At 63.5% G+C, this 22976-nt stretch carries 19 protein-coding genes; 4 read left to right on the forward strand and 15 right to left on the reverse strand.

Going from position 1 to position 22976, the window contains the following annotated elements; all coding sequences use genetic code 11:
* The 7 genes from AC3WLT_RS21195 to AC3WLT_RS21225 form a co-directional block, all read right to left on the reverse strand.
* On the reverse strand, positions 1–1152 hold the full coding sequence (locus AC3WLT_RS21195) for a glycosyltransferase (protein ID WP_492593648.1): 1152 nt from the start codon (positions 1150–1152) through the stop codon (positions 1–3).
* A gap of 112 nt (positions 1153–1264) precedes the next feature.
* Positions 1265–2188: a glycosyltransferase family 2 protein gene (locus AC3WLT_RS21200; protein ID WP_492593649.1), complete on the reverse strand. Its 924-nt coding sequence runs from the start codon at positions 2186–2188 to the stop codon at positions 1265–1267.
* Between the two features lie 75 nt (positions 2189–2263).
* Positions 2264–4462, reverse strand: coding sequence for a polysaccharide biosynthesis tyrosine autokinase (locus AC3WLT_RS21205; RefSeq protein WP_492593702.1), 2199 nt, complete (start codon positions 4460–4462; stop codon positions 2264–2266).
* A gap of 122 nt (positions 4463–4584) precedes the next feature.
* Positions 4585–5802, reverse strand: coding sequence for a polysaccharide biosynthesis/export family protein (locus tag AC3WLT_RS21210; protein ID WP_492593650.1), 1218 nt, complete (start codon positions 5800–5802; stop codon positions 4585–4587).
* Positions 5802–6257: an arsenate reductase/protein-tyrosine-phosphatase family protein gene (locus AC3WLT_RS21215; RefSeq protein ID WP_492593651.1), complete on the reverse strand. Its 456-nt coding sequence runs from the start codon at positions 6255–6257 to the stop codon at positions 5802–5804. The genes AC3WLT_RS21210 and AC3WLT_RS21215 overlap by 1 nt, the downstream gene beginning before the upstream one ends.
* Positions 6258–6285: 28 nt before the next feature.
* A complete protein-coding gene (locus AC3WLT_RS21220; protein WP_492593652.1) occupies positions 6286–7725 on the reverse strand; it encodes a UDP-glucose dehydrogenase family protein in 1440 nt (479 codons plus the stop codon).
* A 67-nt stretch (positions 7726–7792) separates the two neighbouring features.
* Positions 7793–9190 carry an undecaprenyl-phosphate glucose phosphotransferase gene (locus AC3WLT_RS21225; protein ID WP_492593653.1) on the reverse strand — a complete coding sequence of 466 codons (1398 nt, stop codon included), beginning with the start codon at positions 9188–9190 and terminating at the stop codon, positions 7793–7795.
* Between the two features lie 664 nt (positions 9191–9854).
* Here AC3WLT_RS21225 and AC3WLT_RS21230 point away from each other — a divergent pair.
* A complete protein-coding gene (locus tag AC3WLT_RS21230; protein ID WP_492593654.1) occupies positions 9855–11420 on the forward strand; it encodes a mannose-1-phosphate guanylyltransferase/mannose-6-phosphate isomerase in 1566 nt (521 codons plus the stop codon).
* 160 nt (positions 11421–11580) lie between these two features.
* Here AC3WLT_RS21230 and AC3WLT_RS21235 read toward each other — a convergent pair whose 3' ends face one another.
* Complete coding sequence (locus AC3WLT_RS21235) at positions 11581–12702, reverse strand: transposase (RefSeq protein WP_492593655.1); 1122 nt, start codon at positions 12700–12702, stop codon at positions 11581–11583.
* A gap of 579 nt (positions 12703–13281) precedes the next feature.
* Positions 13282–13578 carry a YciI-like protein gene (locus tag AC3WLT_RS21240; protein ID WP_492593656.1) on the reverse strand — a complete coding sequence of 99 codons (297 nt, stop codon included), beginning with the start codon at positions 13576–13578 and terminating at the stop codon, positions 13282–13284.
* 451 nt (positions 13579–14029) lie between these two features.
* Between AC3WLT_RS21240 and AC3WLT_RS21245 the strand changes: the two genes are divergently transcribed.
* The 3 genes from AC3WLT_RS21245 (at position 14030) to AC3WLT_RS21255 (ending at position 16064) form a co-directional block, all read left to right on the forward strand.
* On the forward strand, positions 14030–14326 hold the full coding sequence (locus AC3WLT_RS21245; RefSeq protein ID WP_492593657.1) for a PsiF family protein: 297 nt from the start codon (positions 14030–14032) through the stop codon (positions 14324–14326).
* A gap of 319 nt (positions 14327–14645) precedes the next feature.
* Positions 14646–15092: a hypothetical protein gene (locus AC3WLT_RS21250; RefSeq protein WP_492593658.1), complete on the forward strand. Its 447-nt coding sequence runs from the start codon at positions 14646–14648 to the stop codon at positions 15090–15092.
* 384 nt (positions 15093–15476) lie between these two features.
* On the forward strand, positions 15477–16064 hold the full coding sequence (locus tag AC3WLT_RS21255) for a BPSL1445 family SYLF domain-containing lipoprotein (protein WP_492593659.1): 588 nt from the start codon (positions 15477–15479) through the stop codon (positions 16062–16064).
* A gap of 203 nt (positions 16065–16267) precedes the next feature.
* Here the strand turns inward: AC3WLT_RS21255 and AC3WLT_RS21260 are convergent, their stop codons facing one another.
* The 6 genes from AC3WLT_RS21260 to AC3WLT_RS21285 form a co-directional block, all read right to left on the reverse strand.
* Positions 16268–17335 carry a glycosyltransferase family 4 protein gene (locus AC3WLT_RS21260; RefSeq protein WP_492593660.1) on the reverse strand — a complete coding sequence of 356 codons (1068 nt, stop codon included), beginning with the start codon at positions 17333–17335 and terminating at the stop codon, positions 16268–16270.
* A 324-nt stretch (positions 17336–17659) separates the two neighbouring features.
* Positions 17660–19084, reverse strand: a complete 1425-nt coding sequence (gene otsA, locus AC3WLT_RS21265) for an alpha,alpha-trehalose-phosphate synthase (UDP-forming) (RefSeq protein ID WP_492593661.1) — start codon at positions 19082–19084, stop codon at positions 17660–17662.
* Between the two features lie 74 nt (positions 19085–19158).
* A complete protein-coding gene (locus AC3WLT_RS21270; protein WP_492593662.1) occupies positions 19159–20382 on the reverse strand; it encodes a mechanosensitive ion channel family protein in 1224 nt (407 codons plus the stop codon).
* 450 nt (positions 20383–20832) lie between these two features.
* Positions 20833–21189 (reverse strand): Rap1a/Tai family immunity protein, encoded by a 357-nt coding sequence (locus tag AC3WLT_RS21275; RefSeq protein ID WP_492593663.1) that lies wholly within the window; start codon positions 21187–21189, stop codon positions 20833–20835.
* A 181-nt stretch (positions 21190–21370) separates the two neighbouring features.
* Complete coding sequence (locus AC3WLT_RS21280) at positions 21371–22111, reverse strand: ankyrin repeat domain-containing protein (protein ID WP_492593664.1); 741 nt, start codon at positions 22109–22111, stop codon at positions 21371–21373.
* Positions 22112–22163: 52 nt separating this feature from the next.
* Positions 22164–22955, reverse strand: coding sequence for a TatD family hydrolase (locus AC3WLT_RS21285; RefSeq protein WP_492593665.1), 792 nt, complete (start codon positions 22953–22955; stop codon positions 22164–22166).
* Positions 22956–22976: the final 21 nt, after the last annotated feature.

Below are 22976 nucleotides of genomic sequence, written 5' to 3' on the forward strand. Positions count from 1 at the left end.
TTAGAGGCTCCCGCTCGATTCACGCGGGCTGGGGCGCCGGCCTTGCCCCACCGCCTGGGCCCGCAGCGCGGCCCGGGCACGCAGCATCTCCTGCGTGATCCGCACGTGCTGCATCGCGTAGTGCTGCGTCGTCAGATCGCGCGACAGCAAACCGGCCGCTGCCGCCTGCGCCTGGCGCAAGGCCTCAGCGGGCGAGGCTGCGAAGCCGTCGACTGCTTCGCGCAGCGCCTGCGGGTTGAACGGCGGCACATAAGCCGCCTCGCCCGCCGGGAAATAATCCTGCAACGCGCCGACGTCGGTGACCACCATCGGCTTGCCGAGCGCCGCCGCTTCGAGCATCACGGTGATGCCGGAGGCGTGCGAATTCGGCCGCAGCGGCACGACGATCACGTCGGCCCAGTCGTAGAGTTCGTGCTGCTTTTTGATGCCCGAAAACAGCGCGATCTCGACATTCGCCGCGCGCAGCGACGCGGGAATACGCCGGCGCGTTGCAAGTTTCACCGTGTAGCGCGCATCGTTGCCGAACGCCTTGATGAGGCTCTCCCAATCGCGATCGCGATCGTTGCCGATCGCGGCGATACGGATCGGCGTGTGCGGCGTCCATTCGGCCGGCGCTTGCACCGGGAAGTCCTGCGTGTTCAGGCCATAGTAGACATGCCTGGCGTCGCGGTTGAAAAAGCGCTGGCACAGCTCGGCGTTTTCGCTGGCGAGCGTGGTCAGCTGATCGGCGCGCGCAAGCAGCTTGCGATACAGCCAACTGCGCAAGATCCCGTAACCAGGCCATTTATCGAGCAGCCACACGCTTTGCGCGAGCAGCAACGGCCCGTCCTCCGCGCCCGACTTGCGGCCGCTCAGCAGCAGCATCAGCGCGGCCGACAGATGCTCCTGCTCGGTATGCGTCCAGATCACGTCCGAGCGCAGCATCTCGGCGCGGTTGCGCCACGTATGAATGAAGTCGAAGCCGAGCGCCGCCTTCAATGCGCGGCGCAACAGGCGCACCGGCTTGCTTTCGCGCGCGTCCTGCGAATAGGTCAGCGCGAACGCGTCGGATTCGGCGTGGTGATAACCGTACAGACAACCGATGTTGTCGCCCGGTCGATAAAAGCGCGGGTCGGCGCCGTAAAACAGATGAACGTGAACTTTCGTACTCATGCAGGCACTCCGCTCTGCCGGTGGAAAGGGGCATCGGCGGCCGGCCTGCGGGGCCGGCGCCGATACAGGAACGCATGGGTCAGGCGCTGAATCAGGCGCTGAATCACGAAGCTCAGGACAGCGCGCGCCGCGCCTCATGCGCGCCGGTACGCACCGCGCGCCAGCGCGACAGCTTCAGGCCCGCCTGTTTGGAGAGCAGCGCGAGCGCCGCGTGCGTGAGCCCCGGATAGACCCGCGTGCCGACCAGCGTCCACCACCACCAGGCGGTTTCGCGGCGCAGCGGCGGCAGCTGGTCGCGCAGGATCAGATGGAAGTTGAAGGCGGCATTGCGCAACGCCGCCATGGTTTGCGCGTCGCGCCGGTCGTCGTCGAAACGCTCGGCCGGGAAATGATCGACCGCCACGCGCGGGTCGTACATCAGCTTCCAGCCGGCGTTCTTCACGCTCAGACTGAAGGCCATGTCGTTGTGAACCTGCGCGCCCGCGCCGCGCAGGCGCGCGTCGAAACGGATCGTGCGGACCGCATCGCTGCGGTAGCTCATGTTGGCGCCCTTCAGGATATCGACTTCGCGCGCGCCGCCCACCCCGAGATGATGATTGCCGATGATCCTGCCGTGCGCGGTGACCTTGCCGACCAGTGGCCGCTCGCCGTCCAGCACGCGGCCTTTTTCGTGCACCCAGTCGCGCCCGCCGAGAGCGCCCAGACGCGCATCGCTTTCGAATGCCGCCGCAATCCGTTCGACCCAGTCGGCGTGCGGCGCGGCGTCGTCGTCGGTGATCGCGATCACGTCGCCGTTGGCCGCGTCGAGCCCGCGATTCAGGGCCGCGACCTGGCCTGGCACCTCGACCAGCGCGACGGCAAGCGGCAGCTCGCCGGGCACCGCCGGATCGCGCAGGCACGCGCGAGTCGCCTCGTCGTCGGCGCGCGCGACCACCACCACTTCGTCCGGCGCGCGCGACTGCCGTTGCAGCGCCGCGAGACAGCGCGCGAGATCGGCCGGGCGGCGGAAAGTGGGAACCAGTACCGTCACTTTCATCGTGAAGTCCTTTTTTCGTAGTTGCGCTGCGCAGTTGCACTGAATGCGGAGCACAGGGATCGCCTCCGCGCCTCTTCAGGTACTAAGGTATTCCTGGACCGCCGCATAGCTGCGGTCGTAGCCGCCGCGCGAGCGCGCCGGCATGCCGTTGAAGATGCCGCCCTGCACGTGCACGCCGGCCGCCCGCAGGCGCTTCAACGCATCGGCGATCTCGCCTTCGTTATGCACGCCCGAGCGCATGACGAAGAAGGTCGAACCCGCATAAGCGCCGATGATCGACGCATCGGTCACGGCCAGCACCGGTGGCGTATCGATCAGGATCACGTCGTAGCGTTTGGCGAGGCCGTCGAGGTATTGCGGCAGGCGCGGCGACATCAGGAGCTCCGACGGATTCGGCGGACGGCGGCCGCACGAAATGAAGCTCAGGTTCTCGATGTTCGAGCTGCGGATCGCCTCTTCGAGCGAGATCTGCCCGCTCAGCAATTCCGACATGCCGTTCTCCTGCGAACCGCCCATGTAGCGTTCGAGCACGCCGCGCCGCATATCGCCGTCGATCATCAGCACGCGCTTGCCCGAATGCGCGAGCAGCACCGCCAGATTGGCCGTCAGAAAGCTCTTGCCGACGCCGGCCATCGGACCGGTCAGCATGACGATGCGGTTCTTCGCGTCCATCATCGTGAACTGCATCGAGGTGCGCAGACTGCGCAGGCTTTCGACCGTGAAGTCCTTGGGACGCGCGCTGGCCAGCACCGAACGCAGGCGCTCGCCGCCGCGCTGGAAACTGCTTTCGAGCACCGCCTGCTCGGCGCTGAGCGGCACGAGACCGAACACCGGCAGATGGAATGCGCGTTCGATGTGCTCGGGGTCGTCGATGCCCTTGAACATATTGCGGCGCAGGAACACGAAACCCGTGCCGGCGATCAGCCCGAGAATCACCGCCGCCGACAGGATCAGCGCCTTCTTCGGCTTGACCGGCACGCCCGGTCGCAGCGCGGCGTCGACGATATGCACGTTGCCGCCGGTGCCGGCCTTCTGCACCGACAATTCCTGCACGCGGTTGAGCAGCAGCACGTAGATGTCTTCGGCCACCTTCGCATCGCGTTGCAGCTGCACGGCCTTCACTTCGGTGGCCGGCAGATCGCGGAAGCGGTCGGCGTATTTGGTGCGCTGCGCCTCCAACTCGGCCATCTGCTGGCGCGCGGTCTTGAGCATCGGATGGTCGTCGCCGTAACGCTCGGTCAGCTGCGCCATTTGCAGACGCAAACCGGCGATCTGCTGCTCGTACTGCACGCTGCCTTCCAGGTACACCTTGGCTTCGTCGCTCGCGTTGATCGAGCCGGACTGGCGCTGATACGCGGTCAAGGCGGCTTCCGCGCGTTCGAGATCGCTCTTCAGACGCGGCTCTTCGCTCTTCAGGAATTCGAGCATCTTGCTCGCGTCGACCTGCTTGTTCGACACGTGTTGACGCACATACGACTGCGCGAGCGCATTGGCGACCAGCGCGGCATGCTCCGGGCTCTTGTCTTCCAGCGAGATCTGGATCACGCCGGTCTGCTTGCCCTGCTCCTGCACGGTGATCGCCGACTGGAACGCGGTGATCGCGTCGAGGTCGTTGGAACGCACCACCGTAAATTGCTCACCCGGGCGCGCCACCAGCTTGTTGACCACCATCGTCACGCCGCCGCCCTGCTCCTGCTGGCCGACCTGGCCGTGCAGCAGCAGCGCGCCGTTCTCCGCGTACAGCTCGTAGTGCTGGTCGTCGATCACCTTCATCGTCAGCTTCTGGCCTTCGAGCGCGGGCACCACGTCGATCGAATCGACGTCGGCGATCTCGCCGCCCCAGCCGTACGAAGACAGACCCAGCCACGGCCGCGCCGGCTGGCCCGGCGTCGCCATGCGCGCGGCGATGCTGCCGAGCAGCGGAATGGTCTTCGGCGTGACGCTGAAGTTCAGCTTCAGTTGCTGCACCACCGGGCCGACCACACCGCGGCTCTTGATGATTTCGATTTCGGCATCGGTCGGCAGCGAACTCGACCCGGTGGTGATCGCCGCGCCCGTCTGCGTCTGCGTGAGCGCCTGCGACGTGTTGTCGGACTGTTCGACCCGCACGTGCGCATCGGCCGAATAGATCGGCTTGGCGAGGAAACAGTACGCGACGGCGATCCCGACGATCACCGCGGCGATGGCGATCAGCCACCAGATGTCGTCGAGGATCACCTGCACCAGTTGGCCGAGGACGACGTCCTCTTCTTCGGTCCTGGCCGGTGCGACCATGTGTGGAGTGATTTGATTGCTCACAATTCGATCCCGTATCGGTTACGTCAGCGGTTGCTCCAGCATTTGCTGCAGTCCCGCGCCCTGGGAGAGCGGCGCGGGACTGTCGGCGGCTCAGACGCTTATTTCGTCAGCTGCTTCAGGTAGAACACCGTCTGCACGGTCGGCAAGATCTGCTGCAACACACGGTTGAACGTCGTCGAAGCGGCGGTGCCCACATACACGACATCCATCGGCTGCAACTGGAACTGGGTCGACAGCATGATCGCGTCCGGCTGCGTCATGTCGAGGCGGTAGACGTCCGGCGTGGTCGGCTTCTCGCGCATGCCGCGCATCACGTAGATCTGACGCGGATTGGCGTCGGTATCGAGGATGCCGCCCGCTTGCGTGAGCGCATCGGCGATCGACAGACGCCCCTTGAGCATCGGCATCTGCATCGGCGTCTTCACCTCGCCCATCACGAACACGCGGCTGGCGCTGCGATCCGGAATGTTGATCACGTCGCCGCTTTGCAGCATCACGTTCTGCGTGGTGTCGCCGCTATCGAGCATGCGGTTCGCGTCGAGCACGTAGAGCTGCTTGTTGCGCGTCAGACGCACACGCTGGATGTCGGCTTCGCCGGTCGTGCCGCCCGAGCGTGTGATCGCGTCGACCAGCGTGAGCGGCACGTCGCTTACGGCGAGCGGCCCCGGCGTCTTCACTTCGCCGGTCACCTGGATTTTCTGGCCGCGATACGACAGCACGCGCACGTCGACCTGCGGGTTGCGGATGTAGCGCACGAGGCCGCTGCTCAGTTGATCGCGCAATTCGCCGACGGTCTTGCCCGCGGCCTTGATGCGGCCGACGAACGGGAAAAAGATCGTGCCATCGGCGGCGACCGTCTGGCCGTATGGATCGGCCTGGCCCGGCAATGCGGCCGTGTACGGCTGCTGCAAGGCGCCGCCGACCGATTGCGTGGTGTTGCCGCCGGCCGACAGCGTACTGCCCTGCGGCGTGGTCAGTTCAGGGTGGTCCCACACGGTGATGCCGAGAATGTCCTGCGGCGCAAGCCGGTACACGTACTGCGACGGGTCGCCGATGCTCGAGGTCGGCAGCGCCTGCGGCGCGCCGGCCGCTTGCGTCTGGGCGGCCACGAGCGGCCCGTCGATCAGATGGACCGGATAGGTCTCGGTGGGCTGACTCTGATGCTGCCCGTCGTCTTTCAGATGGGACGTGTCGAGGTAATTCCCAGGCGCGGTGGCGCAGGCCGACAGAAAGGACGTCAGCAAAAAGGTGGCGGCGAATTTCGTTCGAAGATTCGCCGGTGAATTCGCGTTGAGGTTCGCGGTGATTTTCTTCATCAGCATATTTTCTTCAGCCATCCCATGACCAGATGTTCGATGAGCACGAGACTCTCTCGATAAGCGGCTTCCGCGCCGCCGTGGGGATCGGAGACGTCGGAATCGTGTTCCCACTTGCCGAGCGGATAGACCTTGCCGCGCGAGGCCGGATCGAGCGATTCGACTTCGCTCACCTGCGCGCGCTCGCTGACCAGCACCAGATCGGCGGAGCGGACGAGGCGCCGGTCGAGACGCCGCGAGTAATGGATACCGGAGGCGACGCCCTGCTCGGCGAGCAGGCGCCGCATCACCGGGTCCATGCCGTGACCCTCCACGGCACGGATGCCCGCCGAATGAAACGCGATCGGCGCCGAGCACGGCTGCGAGGCCGCGCGTTGCCGTGCCTTGAACAGCATTTCGGCGGCAGGCGAACGGCACACGTTGGCGTGACAGACGATCAGAACGTTGGCAAACATAGCGGGCTCCCTAGCACGGCTTGGCGGCCTAGCGTCCAGCCGCCGCGGCGGCCGTGTCGGCGGTGACCGGGCCGTTCGCGCCGACCCGTGCCGGCGCGTTGCGCAGCGCGTGCTGGCGGCCGATCGCGTGGTACTCGATACCGAGTTCGAGCAGCGCCTCCGGCTCGTACAGATTGCGGCCGTCGAAAATCAGCGGCGTCTCGAGGATCTGCTTGAGCGAGTCGAAATCCGGGCTCTTGAAGACCTTCCATTCGGTAAGGATCACCAGCGCGTCGGCGCCGTCGGCCGCTTCCATCTCTTCGTTCACGAACGACAGGCGCGCGAGCTGTTGCGGCACGTCCTTCAGATCGAGTGCGAAGACGCGCTTCGATTCGTCGATCGCGACCGGGTCATAGGCCTTTACGCGCGCGCCGCGGCGCAGCAGCTCGGCGATCAGCGGGCGGCTCGGCGCTGCGCGCATGTCGTCGGTATTCGGCTTGAACGCGAGGCCCCACACGCCGAAAGTGCGGTCCGACAGGTCTTCGCCCAGACGCGCGACGATCTTGTGCGCGAGGATTTGTTTCTGCGTGTCGTTGACGGCTTCCACCGCTTCGAGAATGCGCAGATTCTGCTTGTAGTCGGCGGCGGTGCGGATCAGCGCCTGCACGTCCTTCGGAAAGCACGAACCGCCGTAGCCGCAGCCGGCATACAGGAAGTCGTAGCCGATACGCGGATCGGAGCCGATGCCGCGGCGCACCGCTTCGATATCCGCGCCGACGCGATCAGCCAGATTCGCCAGCTCGTTCATGTACGAAATGCGCGTGGCAAGCATCGCGTTGGCCGCGTACTTGGTGAATTCGGCCGAACGCACGTCCATATACAGCGTGCGTTCGCGATTGCGATTGAACGGCGCGTACAGGCGCTTCATCAATTCGCGCGCCTTCTCGCCCGGCACGTCTTCATCGCAGCCGAGCACGATGCGGTCGGGGCGCGTGAAATCTTCCACGGCCGCGCCCTCTTTCAGGAACTCCGGGTTCGACACCACCGAGAACATGTGGCTCTCGCCGCGTGCGGCCAGTTCCCCGGCGATCACCTCGCGCACGCGCGAGGCCGTGCCGACCGGCACCGTCGATTTGTCGACGATCACCTTGAAGGCCGTCATATGGCGGCCGATATTGCGCGCGGCGGCCAGCACGTATTGCAGGTCGGCGGAACCGTCTTCGTCGGACGGCGTGCCGACCGCGATGAACTGGATATCGCCGTGCGCGACCGCGGCTTCGACGTCGGTCGAAAATTTCAGGCGGCCGGCACGGCGATTGCGCGCGATGATCTCCTGCAATCCCGGCTCATGGATCGGCACGCCGCCGTTGTTGAGCACGTCGATCTTGCGCTGATCGACGTCGAGACAGAATACGTCGTGGCCGATGTCCGCCAGACACGCGCCCGTCACGAGGCCTACGTAGCCGCTACCGATGATCGTCAGGTTCATGTATTACACCTCGGAGAATTGAGTTGGTTCAGAACAGCAGACACGCGATGCATTGCGCGGCTGTCGCTCAATAAGCGTTGCTGCCCACAAAGCCCTTCCACAGCGTCAGCACGACGATCTTGATGTCGAGCCAGAAGGTCCAGTGCTGCATGTAGTACAGATCGAGCTTGACGCGGCCCATCATTTTTTCGATGCGGTCGGTTTCGCCGCGATAGCCGTTGATCTGCGCCCACCCGGTGATGCCCGGTTTGATCCGGTAGCGGTGCATGTAGCCCTTCACCAGATCCTTGTAGATGTCGTCGTGTTCGAGCGCATGCGGGCGTGGACCGACCACCGACATCTCGCCGCGCAGCACGTTGATGAATTGCGGCAATTCGTCGAGGCTGGTGCGCCGCAGGAACGCGCCGACCGCGGTGATGCGCGGGTCGCGCCGCGTGGCCTGGGTGATCCTGCCGGACTCTTCCTTGTGCACTTTCATCGAGCGGAACTTGTAGATCTCGAACTGGTTGCCGTCGATGCCCTTCCTCTTCTGGCGGAAGAACACCGGCCCCGGCGAGCTCAGTTTCACCGCCACGGCGATCGCGAGCATCACCGGCGACAGCGCGGTCAGCGCGCCGAGCGCGAACATGCGGTCGAAAATGCGCTTGGGCAGCACGCGCAGGTCCGTGATCGGCGAAGCGGCCAGGTTGATCGCGGGCACGCCGAGCAGATCGACCATCGGCTGATTGAAGAGCGTGAGGCTCCGCACATCCGGAATGAAGCGGATGTTCACGAAATCGTTGCGCAGATCCATTACGAAGCGGTGAATCGCCTTTTCCTTCGAGATCGGCAGTGCGAGCCACAGTTCGCGAATCGCGCGCTGGCGCACCAGCTGGATCATGCGCTGGTAGTCGCGCTCGACCGGCACGCCGTCGATCGCGTCGGCGGCGTCCGGGTCTTCATAAGGATTGATCGTGCCGTCTTCATCGAACACGGCGACCGGGCTAAAGCCCGCTTCCGGCCGGCTGCGCATCTGCTCGATCAGAAAGCGGCCATACGGCGCGCCGCCGACGATCGCCACCGCGCGCTGATTGAAACCCTCGCGGCGCAATCCCTTGAGGATCGAATAGACGATCACCTTGTTCACGATCAGCAGCACGATGGTGGCCGCCGCCCAGTACACGAGCCACAAGCGCGACAGGCTGTCCGAGCGGTGCAGGCTGAAGCTGATCAGAATGCCGGTGACCTCCACCATCAGCCAGCCGCCCGCCACGCGGCACAGCAGGTCGTACAGCGGCTTGCCGCGCCACGACTGATAGATGCCGAGCGCGGGGAAAAACACCACCACCAGCAGGCAGTCGAACGCGAGCGAAATGCTTTGCACATCGTCCAGCCACACGAATTTCCCGCTGTGCACGGCCGCCCCAATCCAGGCGCCAAGGGCGACCATCGCAATGTCGATGATTCTCGATAGAACGCTCAGCATGCGCTGCACCTCAGTTCGTCAGTCAAGGGCCATCCGTCGGTTGGTTGAATTCCTGGTACCCGGTTATGCACATCAGCCCCGCAGCAGGACGCACAACGCCGCCATGCGCGCCCCGCCACCGAATGCGCGCCGCGAAACTAATTGGCCTGTGCTATTGCCACGCCGCTTCTCCGCTCTAAAAAATCCAGCTAGCCAACCAGGTGGCCGAGACGGATAACGCGTGTCGGAATGAGTGAATACCCTTGTACAGGTATAGATAAAGCGGTATTAAAATTCGGACCGCAAGACAGCAAAAAATCTCAAAATGTATCGGTCAAAATTTCGATATTTTTTCGGAATTTGTTCGGCAATTATTGCCGGTTTTGGTGTTCGAAAGACCGGTTGAGTGCCCCGCTGAAAGCCCGGACCGTCATTTCTTCCTGTTTGCCTACGAAGCTTACGCGCCGCCCTTCGGCTCTATTCTGCGACATTCGCCCGCGTAAAAAAATTGCCCCCGATTTTTTTATTGTATTTTTTATTTTTTAAAAAATTAAACAGACATTCTGGCGTCACGGAGGGACTAATTTTACTGGCTTTTTTATATAACTTCTATTTAACGCGCTTTTATTGACTCGTTACTTCGTGTTAAAACTCGACGCATTCACCCAGCCTCGAGGAGTCCATCATGACAGCTCCGGTTACGGCCACTCCCGCCGACACCCGGTCCACGCAAGCCATGCCCCTGAACGTCAAGCTCAAGGTTCACCCCGTCATTCTCGCCGGCGGCTCCGGCACACGCTTGTGGCCGATGTCGCGCGAGCAGTACCCGAAACAGCTGATTGGCCTGCTCGGCGATGATTCGCTGCTGCAATCCACGACGCGCCGTCTCGACGGACTCGAAGCCGGTCATCTCCTGGCCGAGCAGCTCGTCGTGGTGGCCAACGAAGAGCATCGCTTCACGACCGCCGAGCAATTGCGCACGAGCGGCAAACCGAGCCGGCTGATTCTCGAGCCCGCCGGCCGCGACACCGCGCCGGCGCTCACGGTGGCCGCGCTGTCGATCGCCGCGCAGGACGAGGACGGCATCATGGTCGTGATGCCCGCCGATCACGCGGTGACAGACATCGACGGTTTTCGTGCAGCTGTCGCCACGGGCGTGCAGCACGCCGAGGCCGGCCATATCGTGACGATGGGCATCGTGCCGACGCGCGCGGAAACCGGCTACGGCTATATCCGTATCGGCGCGGCGCTTGGTGCACAGCCAGGCATGCCTAACGACAGCGCTGAAGACAGCGCCAAAGCGGCCGGCACGCTCGCCGCGCACAAACTCGACCGCTTCGTCGAAAAGCCGCATCTGGAGCTGGCGCAGCGCTATATCGAGTCGCAGGAATACTGGTGGAACAGCGGCATTTTCATCATGCGCGCGTCGACCTGGCTAAAGGCGATCCGCCACTTCCAGCCGGCCATTTACGAAGCCTGTGATGCGGCGTTTGCGGGCGGCAAGGCGGACGGCGACTTCTTCCGTCTGCAACGCGACGCATTTAGCGCCTCGCCGTCGAATTCGATCGACTACGCCGTGATGGAACAACTGGGCAACGATCAGACCGCCGCTTCCGGCGTAGTCGTGCCCTTGCAGGCGGGTTGGTCGGACGTGGGTTCATGGGACGCGATCTGGGAAATCTCGGACAAGGACGCTGACCGCAACGTGGGCCGCGGCCGCGTGATGTTCGAAGGCGCGGCCTCGACCTTCGCGCACTCGGAAGGACGCCTGATTGCCTGCGTGGGCACCCAGAATCTGGTCGTGGTGGAAACGGCGGACGCGATTCTGGTTGCCGACAAATCGCGCGTGCAGGACGTCAAGAAGATCGTCGGACGGATTCGCAACGACGGCGGCCTGGAAGCGGCCAACCATCGCAAGGTACACCGGCCGTGGGGCAACTACGATTCCGTCGACACGGGCGAGCGCTTCCAGGTCAAACGCATCGTCGTGAAGCCGGGTGCGCGGCTCTCGCTGCAAATGCATCATCACCGCGCCGAACATTGGATCGTCGTGCGCGGCACGGCGCTCGTCACGCGGGGCGAAGAGCGCTTTATCGTCTCCGAAAACGAATCGGCCTATATTCCGCTGGGCGTCACCCACCGTCTCGAGAACCCGGGCAAGATGCCGCTCGAAATGATCGAGGTGCAGTCCGGTTCGTATCTCGGCGAAGACGACATCGTGCGCTTTGACGACACGTACGGACGCCAGTAAAGGCCGTCAATGAAGGACGTCAATAAGACAGCGCCAGTGAGTCACAACGGATGAAGCAGGACCCTGCGGCGGTTGCTCCTACCGGCCGCGGGGTACCGCAGTGCTAGCTGCGGCGGTTGCTCCTACCGGCCGCGGGGTACTGTAGTGCTAGCCGCCGCGCTCATCCCGCGTGGGAGATGAGTTCTGGGAACGCCGGGAAACGATCTGACGCACTGCTCTCTGTGGCCGCCGTAGCTGTTGTAGCCGGTTCGCTGGGATAACGGCGCAGCGGACCGCGGAACGCACCCATAGGACCATGCAAAGGCGCGCCGTGATTCACCGTGACGGGCTCCGGCACCTGGCGCATGGCCGGTAGCGGACGTGCAACCGGCACAACGGCATTGACGGCAGGCGCAGTACCCGCAGCCGCCAGCGTGCGGCATTCGCGGTCGATCCACTGCCGCGCCCAGTCGAGCGCGCACTGCTCCGCTGCTTCCGCCTCCGCAAAGCGCGGGCCGACCAGACCGGAACGCTCGACGCGTTTGCCGTCCTTCATGATCTCCGCCCATGCGCGATACATCGCGTTAGGCACCCGCTCCGCCACCACGTAGATCAGATAGCCGCGCCGGTCGGCGACCTGCGTGCCGCGTGGCGCGAGGCTCATCGACAGCGGACTGCGCTGGTCGTCGGATTGTTGCGGCCGGCCTTCGGCGATGGCGGCGGACGTCATGCCGCCCATCGCCCCCATCGCGTCCGTTTCGGCGAAGCTGGACGGCGCGGCACGCACCGCGTGAGCGGACGGCGCCGGCGGCACATCCGCCATGCCGGACAACTGGCGTGTGATGTCGGCGATCGGATCGGCCGAACGCCAGCTGCTCAGGCGGCTCGCCATGCCGGGCGCCTGCCACGACTCGGGGCTTTTCCAGGACACGCCACGCAGACTGTCTTCGCGCGCGCTGGGAGGTTCTGCTACCGGTGCTGCGGGTTTGGCCGCGACGGGCGGCGCCGGTTGCGGGACGTACGCGAAGGTACGCCCGGTTTGGGATAACAGCCGAACCATCTCGAGGAGGGTGCCGTTCAATTGCCATTCTTCAAAACGGCGCCGGCAGGTGGGACCCGACGGATAGCGGCCTGGCAGCTTCGACCAGGGTTCGCCAGTTGTCAGAATCCACAGGACGGCATTCGCCACGATACGTGGTTCGGCGCGCGGCCGGCCGCGTCGATTCAGACGGACGGCCGGCTCATCAGAGACAAGCGCTGCCAGCAGCGCCCATTCTTCATTGCTTAGCTCATCGAAAAACATGGAGTTCTCCACGCAGCCTGGCCGGGCCGCGGCTTTGGACCGCCACGGATTCAACTTTCACGATCCGTGTACAGCCCTCGGTTGCACAAATATGTTTTGTACGTTCTGTTTGTAAGTCCGCGCCGCACTGCGTTAGTGCGGTTTGTCCCTATTGCGAAGCACAAAACGTGGTCTCACTCGTGCATGGGAGAATTTGTGCACGAAGCATACCACCACCAGGGTTTGCGTGAATATCCTTGAGACAAGTGTTACGGATGGAAACAATCTTGTCCTTTTTGCTGCGTCATTTCTCGAATTGCCGTAACAGAAAGGCGGTTGGCTCCGACGCCGAAACCCGCTATTGGGCAGCGAAACGGCAAAGGATCAGCGGCGAATAGCCTTTATGAAATCGGCGAAATGCGCGGCGAATCATTTCGCTGCGCTTTGAACGAATTTGATCGCTGACGCAGCGCGCACGAACACCGCGCCAACTACGCTTGCCCGTAATCGGCGCGATGCGGTGAAACAGCGAACGGCAGCCCTCAGGCATGCGTTCGCATCGGTGTCCGTGATGCTCGAAAGAAGTTCAGGGCGTTGCGTCTAGCGCACCGGTTGCGACGCGTGCTCGCCCACCACGGTCGTCCATGGACGCACGCGCCAGCGCGTCACGAGACCCGCAAGCACATACGGATCGGCCTCGGCAAAGGCTCCGGCGGCCGCGGGCGAGTCGCCCTGGAAGAGCAGCACAGCCGTATCGACCGGATCGGCCAGCGCGCCGGCGAGTAGCAATTCGCCGCGCTCGACCGCCGCCCGTGCGTGTTTCAGATGCTCATCGCGATACGCGCCGCGACGTTCGAGGTAGTCGGGCACAAGGTCGTACATCAACAGGTAGTGCATGGCGTAGCCTCCTTGGCATGCGTGATAGATGAGATGGGCAGCACCTCGGCGCGGAATTCGAGTCGATATCACCCTCCGATCGACAGCGAAATTTCCTGCCTATTTCTAATTCAATTGTCCAAAATCTCAATGCCGATTGCATTGCTGGATCTTTCATCATTTCATCACCCATGGCGGTGATCTGTTTGAATTTTTCGTGGCCAATTAATCTGGAATGCATAACATAACTTGACAGTGCTACGATCCGTCCGTCCCTACACTGGATGGCGGCTTCTGCTTTCCCCGCCAGGTAGGGAAAACCAGCGTCACGGCTTGTCAACCGGAATGCGCTTTTGTCCGTTCTGGCAGACAGCAATTGCCACAATGGACGTGCCAAGGGTGCCCTGGATGCCGTTGATGCCCGCGCGCACGACCACCAAAAAAACGTTTTCACCACCGAAGGGAGTGTCACATGAAGATCCAATCCGCAATCGCAACGCTGTTGTTGGGCGCGGTCCTCGTTTCGCCGGTGTTCGCGCAGAACAGCCAGCAAACGAAAATGGCCGACTGTAACAAGCAGGCCGGCGACAAGAAGGGCGACGACCGCAAGGCTTTCATGAAGACCTGCTTGGCGGCGAAACCGGCCGCCGCTGCGCCGATGAGCCAGCAGGACAAGATGAAGGCGTGCAACACGCAGGCCGCCGGCAAGAAAGGCGACGACCGCAAGGCGTTCATGAAGACCTGCCTGTCGTCCGCGCCGGCTAACTAATCGCGCAGCGCGTCACCGCGCCTTGCCTGAACAGGGCCGCGCCGCTCCCCGGCGCGGTCACTGCTTTTTCCTTCCTGCCGCCCCGCCGCTTCGTAGCAGCTTCATAGCAGCTTCATAGCCGCTTCATAAGAGCTTTATAGCCGCTTCATAAGAGCTTCATAGCCGCTTCGCAGTCCCTTCAAAGCCGCTTCACAGCCCATTCGCGCGAACGCGCCGTTTTTCTTCTATGATGGCTGCGGAGACGGCCCACCCCCACACACAACATTAGACGGGCCGCCATCTTGTCGTTGATGCCAAAGAGCATCGATCGGAGGCAAGGATGGTATCGAAGCATAAAAACCGCTGGTTGAGGCGGTGGCTGGTCGTCATCATATTCTGGGCGGTGCCGGTGGCGATCGTCGCGGTCAATGAGATCAGGGAGGAAATGGCGTATAACGCCGTTGACCTCGACCGCGCGCTAACCACCTGGAATTTCACCGACGCACAACGCGCCGCTGGCGCACCCGCGCGCTGTCACGGCAAACCCGACGAAGCGCAGACAGCCGGCTGCCCGGCCGACGTGCTGGCCGCCAACGCGCCGCGTCAACAGGACGCCCGCGATGAATACAGCGTGCGCCGCTCGACCCTCTTCGCTTACCTCTGGCACGCCTTCGTTGGCTACTGGATCGTACCGGCCATCACGCTGTTCGTGATCGGCGCGGTGATCGGCGTCATCCGCCGCGTGTTGCGGCGGCCACCGGTGAAAAGTCCGGCGAACAACAGCTGACGAGCGACCGACCCATGCGCTGTTGCAGCATCCCGACAACACTTTCAATTCGATTTCAGCACCATTCGCACGAAGCAAGTACGAAGCAAGAATCAGTAAAAACGGGGGGTCGCGCGGCCGGAGTGCCGGTTTCTTCGTCCAGATAGTTATCGGGCACGATGCTGCCTGGCACCACTCGGCCGCACTTTCCAAACGGCTGGCAAGCGCCTCTTGCGGCCGGTCAAATTTACAGCATCGAGTTTTGCGATCTGGCGCAAAGCCCCGCCGCACAAGGCTTTTAGAGATAACGCCAAGAAAACGTTCCAGGCTTGCGTGTGCTATAACGCAAAGGCAACCCGGCAATACATTTGAGGTTGCGCCCAGGAACCACGATGGAGAAAAACGATGCAAAGACGAAACTTCATGCTGACGACTACCGCTGCGCTCGCTTTCGGAAGCCTTGCACTCGCCGGTTGTACAACGAGCGGGAGCAGCCACGACACAGCGTCCACTGATGCATCCAAACGCAAGTCGATCGACGCCAGCGTCGACGGCACCATGTCCCGGCTGTTCACCTCCGTGGCGGGTTCGCGTGAACTCGTGTCGAAGGCGCGCGGCGTACTCGTGTTCCCGTCGGTGCTGCAAGCGGGCTTCATCGTCGGCGGCCAGTACGGCGAAGGCGCGCTGCGCGTGGGCGGCGGCACGGTCGGCTACTACAGCACGATTTCCGGCTCACTTGGTCTGCAGGCCGGTGCGCAGTCGAAGGCCATCATCTTCCTGTTCATGACGCAGGATTCGCTCGACAAATTCCGCAACTCGGACGGCTGGGCCGTGGGTGGCGACGCCTCGGTGGCGCTGGTCAAGGTGGGCGCGAACGGCGCGATCGATACGACCACAGCAACGGCGCCGGTCGAAGTGTTCGTGCTGACCAATGCCGGCCTGATGGCCGATGTATCGCTCCAGGGCACCAAGGTATCGCGCCTGAAGATCTAAGCGCGCTACCGGTTGACAGGTCCGCGTTTGATCCGCCGGTTTCGCACGCGGCGGTAACCGGGGCAAACGCGGGGCAAACGCAGTCCATGTTCCATCAGGCTGACGCCAGGGCTGTGAGCCCGGTGCAGCGGCAATAAAAAACGGCGATGCGCACTGCACCGCCGTTCTTTTTTGCGCAGCCGCCCGCCGCGGCTCAGCGCAACTCAGCTCCCCGACGTATCAATCACCTTGAAGCGCGAGCGTTTCTGCGCGCGAATCACCGATTGATACGCGTCCACATATTGCTGCGCCATCCGGTGCGAGGTGAAGCGTTCTTCGAAGCGTTGCCGGACACCCGCCCGCGGCACCTTGTGCAAGCGATTCACCGCTGCCACCGCGCCGATCTCGTCTTCGACGATGAAGCCCGTCACGCCCTCTTCCAGCACTTCGGGGACCGAGCCGCGATTGAACGCGATCACCGGCGTGCCGCACGCCATCGCCTCGATCATCACCAGACCGAACGGCTCCGGCCAGTCGATCGGAAATAGCAGCGCATGCGCGCCGGACAGGAATTCGGCCTTCTGGTTATCCGCGATTTCGCCGATGTACTCGACGTACGGCAGATCCAGCAAAGGCCGGATGTCGCGTTCGAAGTATTCGCGGTCGGCGGCATCGACTTTCGCGGCGATGCGAATCTGCATGCCGCAGCGCCCGGCAATGCGGATCGCCGTGTCGACCCGCTTTTCCGGCGAGATGCGGCCGAGAAACGCAAGGTACTTCTGCTCGACCGGTTGCGGCGTGTAGAGCTGTTCCGGCAAGCCGTGATAGACGGTGGTGAGCCACCTGGCCTGCGGCAACGGATGACGCTGCGCATTCGAAATCGAAATGACCGGCGCGGTGTTGAAGGTGTCGAACACCGGTTGTTGCTCGGGCAAATCGAGGCGGCCGTGCATGGTCGTGACGAACGGCGTGTCCTGCCGCTTGAAGACCGAAAACGAGTAGTAGTCGAGGTGGAAATGCAGCACGTCGAAATCTTCGGCCTGACGGCGCACCAGTTCCATCAACAGCATATGGGGCGCGATGCGGTCGCGTATGCCCGGGTCCAGACGCAGCGCGCGCGGCCATACCGCTTCGAGCTTCGCACTGGTGACGGAGTCGCCGCTCGCGAACAGCGTCACGTCATGGCCGAGATCGACCAGCGCCTCGGTGATGTACGACACGACGCGCTCCGTGCCGCCATACAGCTTCGGCGGCACCGATTCGGTCAAAGGGGCGATCTGCGCAATCTTCATATCTTGTCTCCGTGAACGGGCGGCTTGGGCCGCTTTTGGCCTGCGGCGGGACGCACTACCGGCGCATCAGGGACGCTGAGTATGACAGCGCCGGCATCTCCGATCAATGCAACGGAGTGCCGCGCGGCCGCCTGCACCATCCGCATCCAAGCATTATTCATCAGGGCGCAATAAAAAGCGCTTGGCCCTTTCAATTCCTCGGCGCTGTTACATTCAATTTACATCCGGCGTTTACATCCGGCGCTTAGGTCCGGCGATCAGGTCCGGCGCTTAGGTTAGCAACCCCGGCACGTTCGGCAACCCCTGCGCCCCCGGCAATCTCGTTCACGCGCGCCATGATTTATGCCCGCCGTCGTTACCCGGTTTCTGCAGCGTCACACTGCGCAGATCATTCAGGAAGGTATCACGCCACACGCCGAGGTCGTTCTTGCGCAGCGCCGCCATGTTGATCTCATGACGCCGCCGGCGCGCATCGAGCGGCATCTGCAAAGCACGCTGCAAGGCCTCGCACATGCCGATCGCATCGTGCGGATTGACCAGCAGCGCGCCGCTCAGCTCCGCCGCCGCGCCGGCGAAAATCGACAGCACCAGCACGCCCGGATCGTCGGGATTCTGCGCGGCCACATACTCTTTCGCGACGAGATTCATGCCGTCGTGCAACGGCGTGACAAAGCCGATCTGCGACTCGCGAAACAGCGACATCAGCTTCCAGCGGTCGTACTGCTGATTCAGATAGCGGATCGGCGTGTAGTCGAGGCCCGAGTAGCGTCCGTTGATGCGCCCTGCTTCGTATTCCAGATCCTGACGGATCTTCTGATAGGTGGCGACGTCCGAGCGGGTTGGCGGTGCGATCTGCACCAGCGTGACATTGCCGCGCCATTCGGGCGAGCGCTCCAGCAGATGCTCGAACGCACGGAACCGTTCGACCAGTCCCTTCGAATAATCGAGCCGGTCGACGCTCATGATCAGCTTGCGGCCTTCGAGGCTCTGTTTCAGGTCGAGCACATGCTGACGGCTTTCATAGCGCTTCGCCTGCTCGGCGATTTCGTCGGGAAACACGCCGATCCGATAGACGCCCGTGCGCAGCTTGCGGCCGAATGCGTCGACGTGGCCGTCCGCGCTCACGCTGCCGCGCGCGTGGCGCGTCACGTAGTCGTGAAAAGCGAGTTCATCGGTCGTGGTCTGGAAACCCAACAGGTCGTAGCACGACAGCGACTTCACCAGCTCTTCGTGCGGCGGAATGTTGAGCAGAATCTGCGGCGCGGGAAACGGAATGTGCAGGAAGAAACCGATCCGGTTCGTGATGCCTTCTGAGCGCAGCGCTTCGGCGAACGGGATCAGATGGTAGTCGTGAACCCAGATCACGTCGTCGGGTTCGAGCAGCTTGATCAGCTTGTGCGCGAGCCACGCGTTCACGCGCCGGTAGCCCGCATACTCTTCACGCTCGTAGCGCGCGAGGTCGTTGCGGTAGTGGAACACCGGCCACAGCGTCGCGTTCGAAAAGCCACGATAGTACTGGTCGTAATCCTTGCGTGTGAGGCCGACGGTCGCAAAGGTCACCGCGCCGTCCTGCTCCAGATTCGGACCGGCATTGGCGACGGTCTCGCTCACCACGTCGCCGCTCCAGCCGAACCACACGCCTCCCGCATCCTTGAGCGCGCCGAACACGCCAACGGCGAGGCCGCCCGCCGATCCTCTGGTTTCCGTCGGCGTTGCGACGCGATTCGACACAACGATCAGTCGGCCCATCCTGGTTGTCCTCCTTGGTTCGCATGGCGCGGCACACACCGCCCGCCGCACGCATCTGCACACGAGCGTCCCCGCTACGCCGTTTCCTTCTGCTTGTGCTGCGGACCGCTCGCCTGCGCAAGGCCCACGCGGCTCGCCACCGGATCGGCTTCGGTGTGCGCCGCGGTGCTGCCCGCGGGCGTCTGCGCGCTGCGCGGCACCCAGTCGAGCGGCTCGTCCTTGCCGCTTTCCAGTTCGGCCGATACTTCGGCGCGGGCTCTCGGCAAGTATTGTGGATAGTGCTTCTGAATGAAGTCGAGCAGCCCCTCGCGGACCCGGCAGCGCAAGTCCCAGTTCAAGCCTGAATCGAGCGAGCTGACTAGCGCGCGCAACTGCATCGAGCGCTCGGTGCCGTCGGTGACTTGCAGCACCTGCACGCGGCGATCCCACTCCGGCGCGTTCTCGACGATGCGCGCGAGCTCCTCGCGCAACGGCGCGAGCGGCATCCGGTAATCGACGTACAGAAACACCGTGCCGATGATCTGCGAACTGCTGCGCGTCCAGTTGGAGAACGGATTCTCGATGAACCATTGCAGCGGCACAATCAGCCGCCGCTGGTCCCACAAGCGCACCGACACATACGTGCCGGTGATTTCCTCGATACGCCCCCACTCGCCCTGGATCACGACGACGTCGTCGAGCCGGATCGGTTGCGACAGTGCGATCTGCAAGCCGGCGATCAGATTGCCGAGCACCGGCCGCGCCGCAATACCGGCGACCAGACCGGCCACGCCCGCCGAGGCCAGCAGGCTCGCGCCGATCTGCCGCACATTCGGAAACGTCATCAGCGCGCCGCCTACGCCGATGATCACGATCACCAGCATCACCGAACGCGCCAGCACCCGCGCCTGCGTATGGATGCGGCGTGCCTGCAGGTTGTCGGCGGTATCGAGCGGATGGGCCTGGATGATCGCCTCGCCGATCGCCGCCGCCGAGCGCACCGACAGCCAGGTGAGCGCGCCGATCAGCGCGATCGCGGCGCCGTCGCGCAGCGGCGTGATGAACGTGAGGGTGTCGGGCGCCTCCCACCAGACCGCTTCCAGCGCAAGGATCACGAGGACGGACAGCGACGGTTTGTCGATATAGCGCAGCACGACGCTGGTGAGCGGATACGGCCGCGCGATCCGCGTGACGATGCGCGCGCCGACCCGATGCACGCCGGCGGCCAGCAGCGCCGCGATCACCGAGACGGTCAAGGCGCCGAGCCACGTATGCAGCGGCGCTTCCGCGATACGGCTCAATTCGTCGAAAGTGGGCATGGGGGCGTTGTCCTCTAGGTGGCTGAAAACGAAACCGGCGACCGGGCGGCGGCGACGTCGCGTGTTGCGTGGTGCGCGCCGCGCGGGCCACGCCGCCGGGTGGACAGGCGGTGAAGCGGCTGCCGGCAAGCAGCAGGCAGCCTCCGGAGCGGGTGTAAGCGCCGAAGCTGCCCGGTTGATGACATTGGCGCGAGCGCTACGACGGCACGCCGGCTATGCATTGCTGCATCCGCCGCCCCGCCTGCACGGCACGCCTGTGCAAGGCCAAGGCATTCGTCCGTCCGGACTGGGAAAGACGGCCGCCGCGGGCAACTTCTGAAAGCGCGGCCGGGGTTCAAACCCGGTTTTAACCGGCATCGCGCCGGGTTGAAACAGTACCGCTCAAGCCGGCCGAACCGCCGAACGAGCCCGTAGCGAGCACGTCGGCGTTAGCCGTAATTCAAATCGAAATCAACTGCCGCTCTTGCAAGGAAACGCCTTGCCGAGCCCCAGCGAGATCGCCGTACTGGCGTTATAGCCCGCGACGATCGGGTTTTCCGCGATGTACTTGCGCACCGCGTCGGTGAGCTGCGCCGAGCGCGCGTCTTGCGGCAAGCAGAAGTACTGGCCGACGCGCGGCCCAGTGGTGCCGCCGATCGCGTCGATCGTATTGAAGATGCCGTCCGCGGCGCCTTCGATATACGCGGCGCACGCGCTGCGCGACGCCACATCGGTCTTCGTGCACAGCTTGTTGAGGTCGCCCCCCGTAAACGCAGCTGCCGATAGCGGTATGGCAAGCGCGCTGGCGAAAATCAAAGCCCGCAGCATGGTGTTCCTTTCCAGGGGTGTTTATGAGGCGGTCGGGTGCCGCATCCGGAGGGCGCGCCCAACACGGCGCGCCAAAGCCGTCATTCTGCACTGTTTTGCCAGGCGGCAGTCGTGCGAACTGCCGCCCTTTTAAGGCTCAATTGCCGGTTCAGCGCTCCGGCCGTCGGACGCCCCGCGCGTTTTATTTCTGTTGCATTTGCTGCAAACGCGCGGTCAGCCCCTCGACCACGTCCGGTTCCTTATAGGTCTTCGCGAAATCGAGCGCGGTCAGGCCAATCTGGTTCTTCACCGTGAGGTCCGCGCCGTTGTCGAGCAGCAGCTTGACGGTCGACACGTGACCGCCGCGCGCGGCCATCATCAGCGGCGTGGTGCCGTTGGGCGAACCGGCGTCGATATAGGCCGAATGGTCGAGCAGCAGCTTGACAATATCGTCGTGGCCGTTCGCCGCCGCGTAGTGCAGCGGTGCCCAGCCCTTCTTGCTGACTTCGGCGTCCTTCGCGATCAGCAGCTTGACGAAGTCGATGTCGCCATTCAACGCCGCCATCATCATCGCGTTTTCGCCGGCCTTGTCCTGGATCTCGATGTCGGTCTTCGGATTGGCGATCAGCGCGGCGCCCACCTTGTCGGACTTCTCGCGCGCGGCCAGCACCAGCAACGGAATGCCCTGGTTGTCGACGCTGTTCGGGTCCATGCCCTTGGCGAGCAGCTTGTTGACGCCGTCGACGTCGTCGAACTTGACCGACTTGATCAGCGAGTCGATCGGCGCGGCCTCAGCCGGCGTCGCAATCACCGAACTCAGCGCGGCGCAAGCCAGCGTGGCGGCGTACGCAAAACGGGACAGGCCGCGGCGCGCGGAGCCGAAAGCATTCGGCGCGGCTGAAGTCTGTTCAAACGCTGCGATCGAAGTCGAATTTTTTCTCATATTTTGCTTTAGGAAATTTCCCTATCCTATTGATATATTTAATCTTTGTCGATCACGCGCCAGCCGACGCGGGGATCTTGAAAAGCCGGAAGAAGTTTTGCGTGGTCGCAGCGGCCAGCGCCGTATCCGGCATCTCGCGTTGTTGCGCGATAAACCGTCCGACATAACTGACGTATGCAGGTTCATTAGGCTTGCCGCGATACGGCACCGGCGCGAGGTACGGCGAGTCGGTTTCGATCAGCAGCCGGTCGAGCGGCACGCGGCGCGCGACATCCTGCACGTCGGTCGCGCTCTTGAACGTGACGATGCCCGACAGCGATATGTAAAAATTTTGCGCCAGGGCTTGCTCGGCGACTGCCCACGGCTCGGTGAAGCAATGCATCACGCCGCCGGGCTCGCCTGCGCGCTCCTCAGCCATGATGCGCAGCGTGTCTTCCGACGACGAACGCGTGTGAATGATCAGCGGCTTTTGCGTGGCGTGCGCCGCGCGGATATGAGTGCGAAAGCGCTCGCGCTGCCATTCCATGTCGGCGATCGTGCGGCCTTCCAGGCGGTAGTAGTCGAGCCCCGTCTCGCCGATCGCGACCACTTTCGGATGTGTGGCCAGTTCGATCAGCTCGGCGACGCTCGGCTCGCGCATATCCTCGTGATCCGGATGCACGCCGACCGACGCATAAACGTTCTCATACTGACTGGCGATCTCCAGCACGGACGGCAGCGTCTCGAGATCGACCGACACGCACAGCGCGTGCGTGACCGAATGGCTGCGCATGTTCTCCAGCACCTGCGGCAGGCGGTCGGCGAGTCCTTCGAAGTTGATATGGCAGTGCGAGTCGACAAACATGGTGTGTCCTGCTGATAAATA

Source organism: Paraburkholderia sp. FW306-2-2C-D06C, from assembly GCF_058781505.1.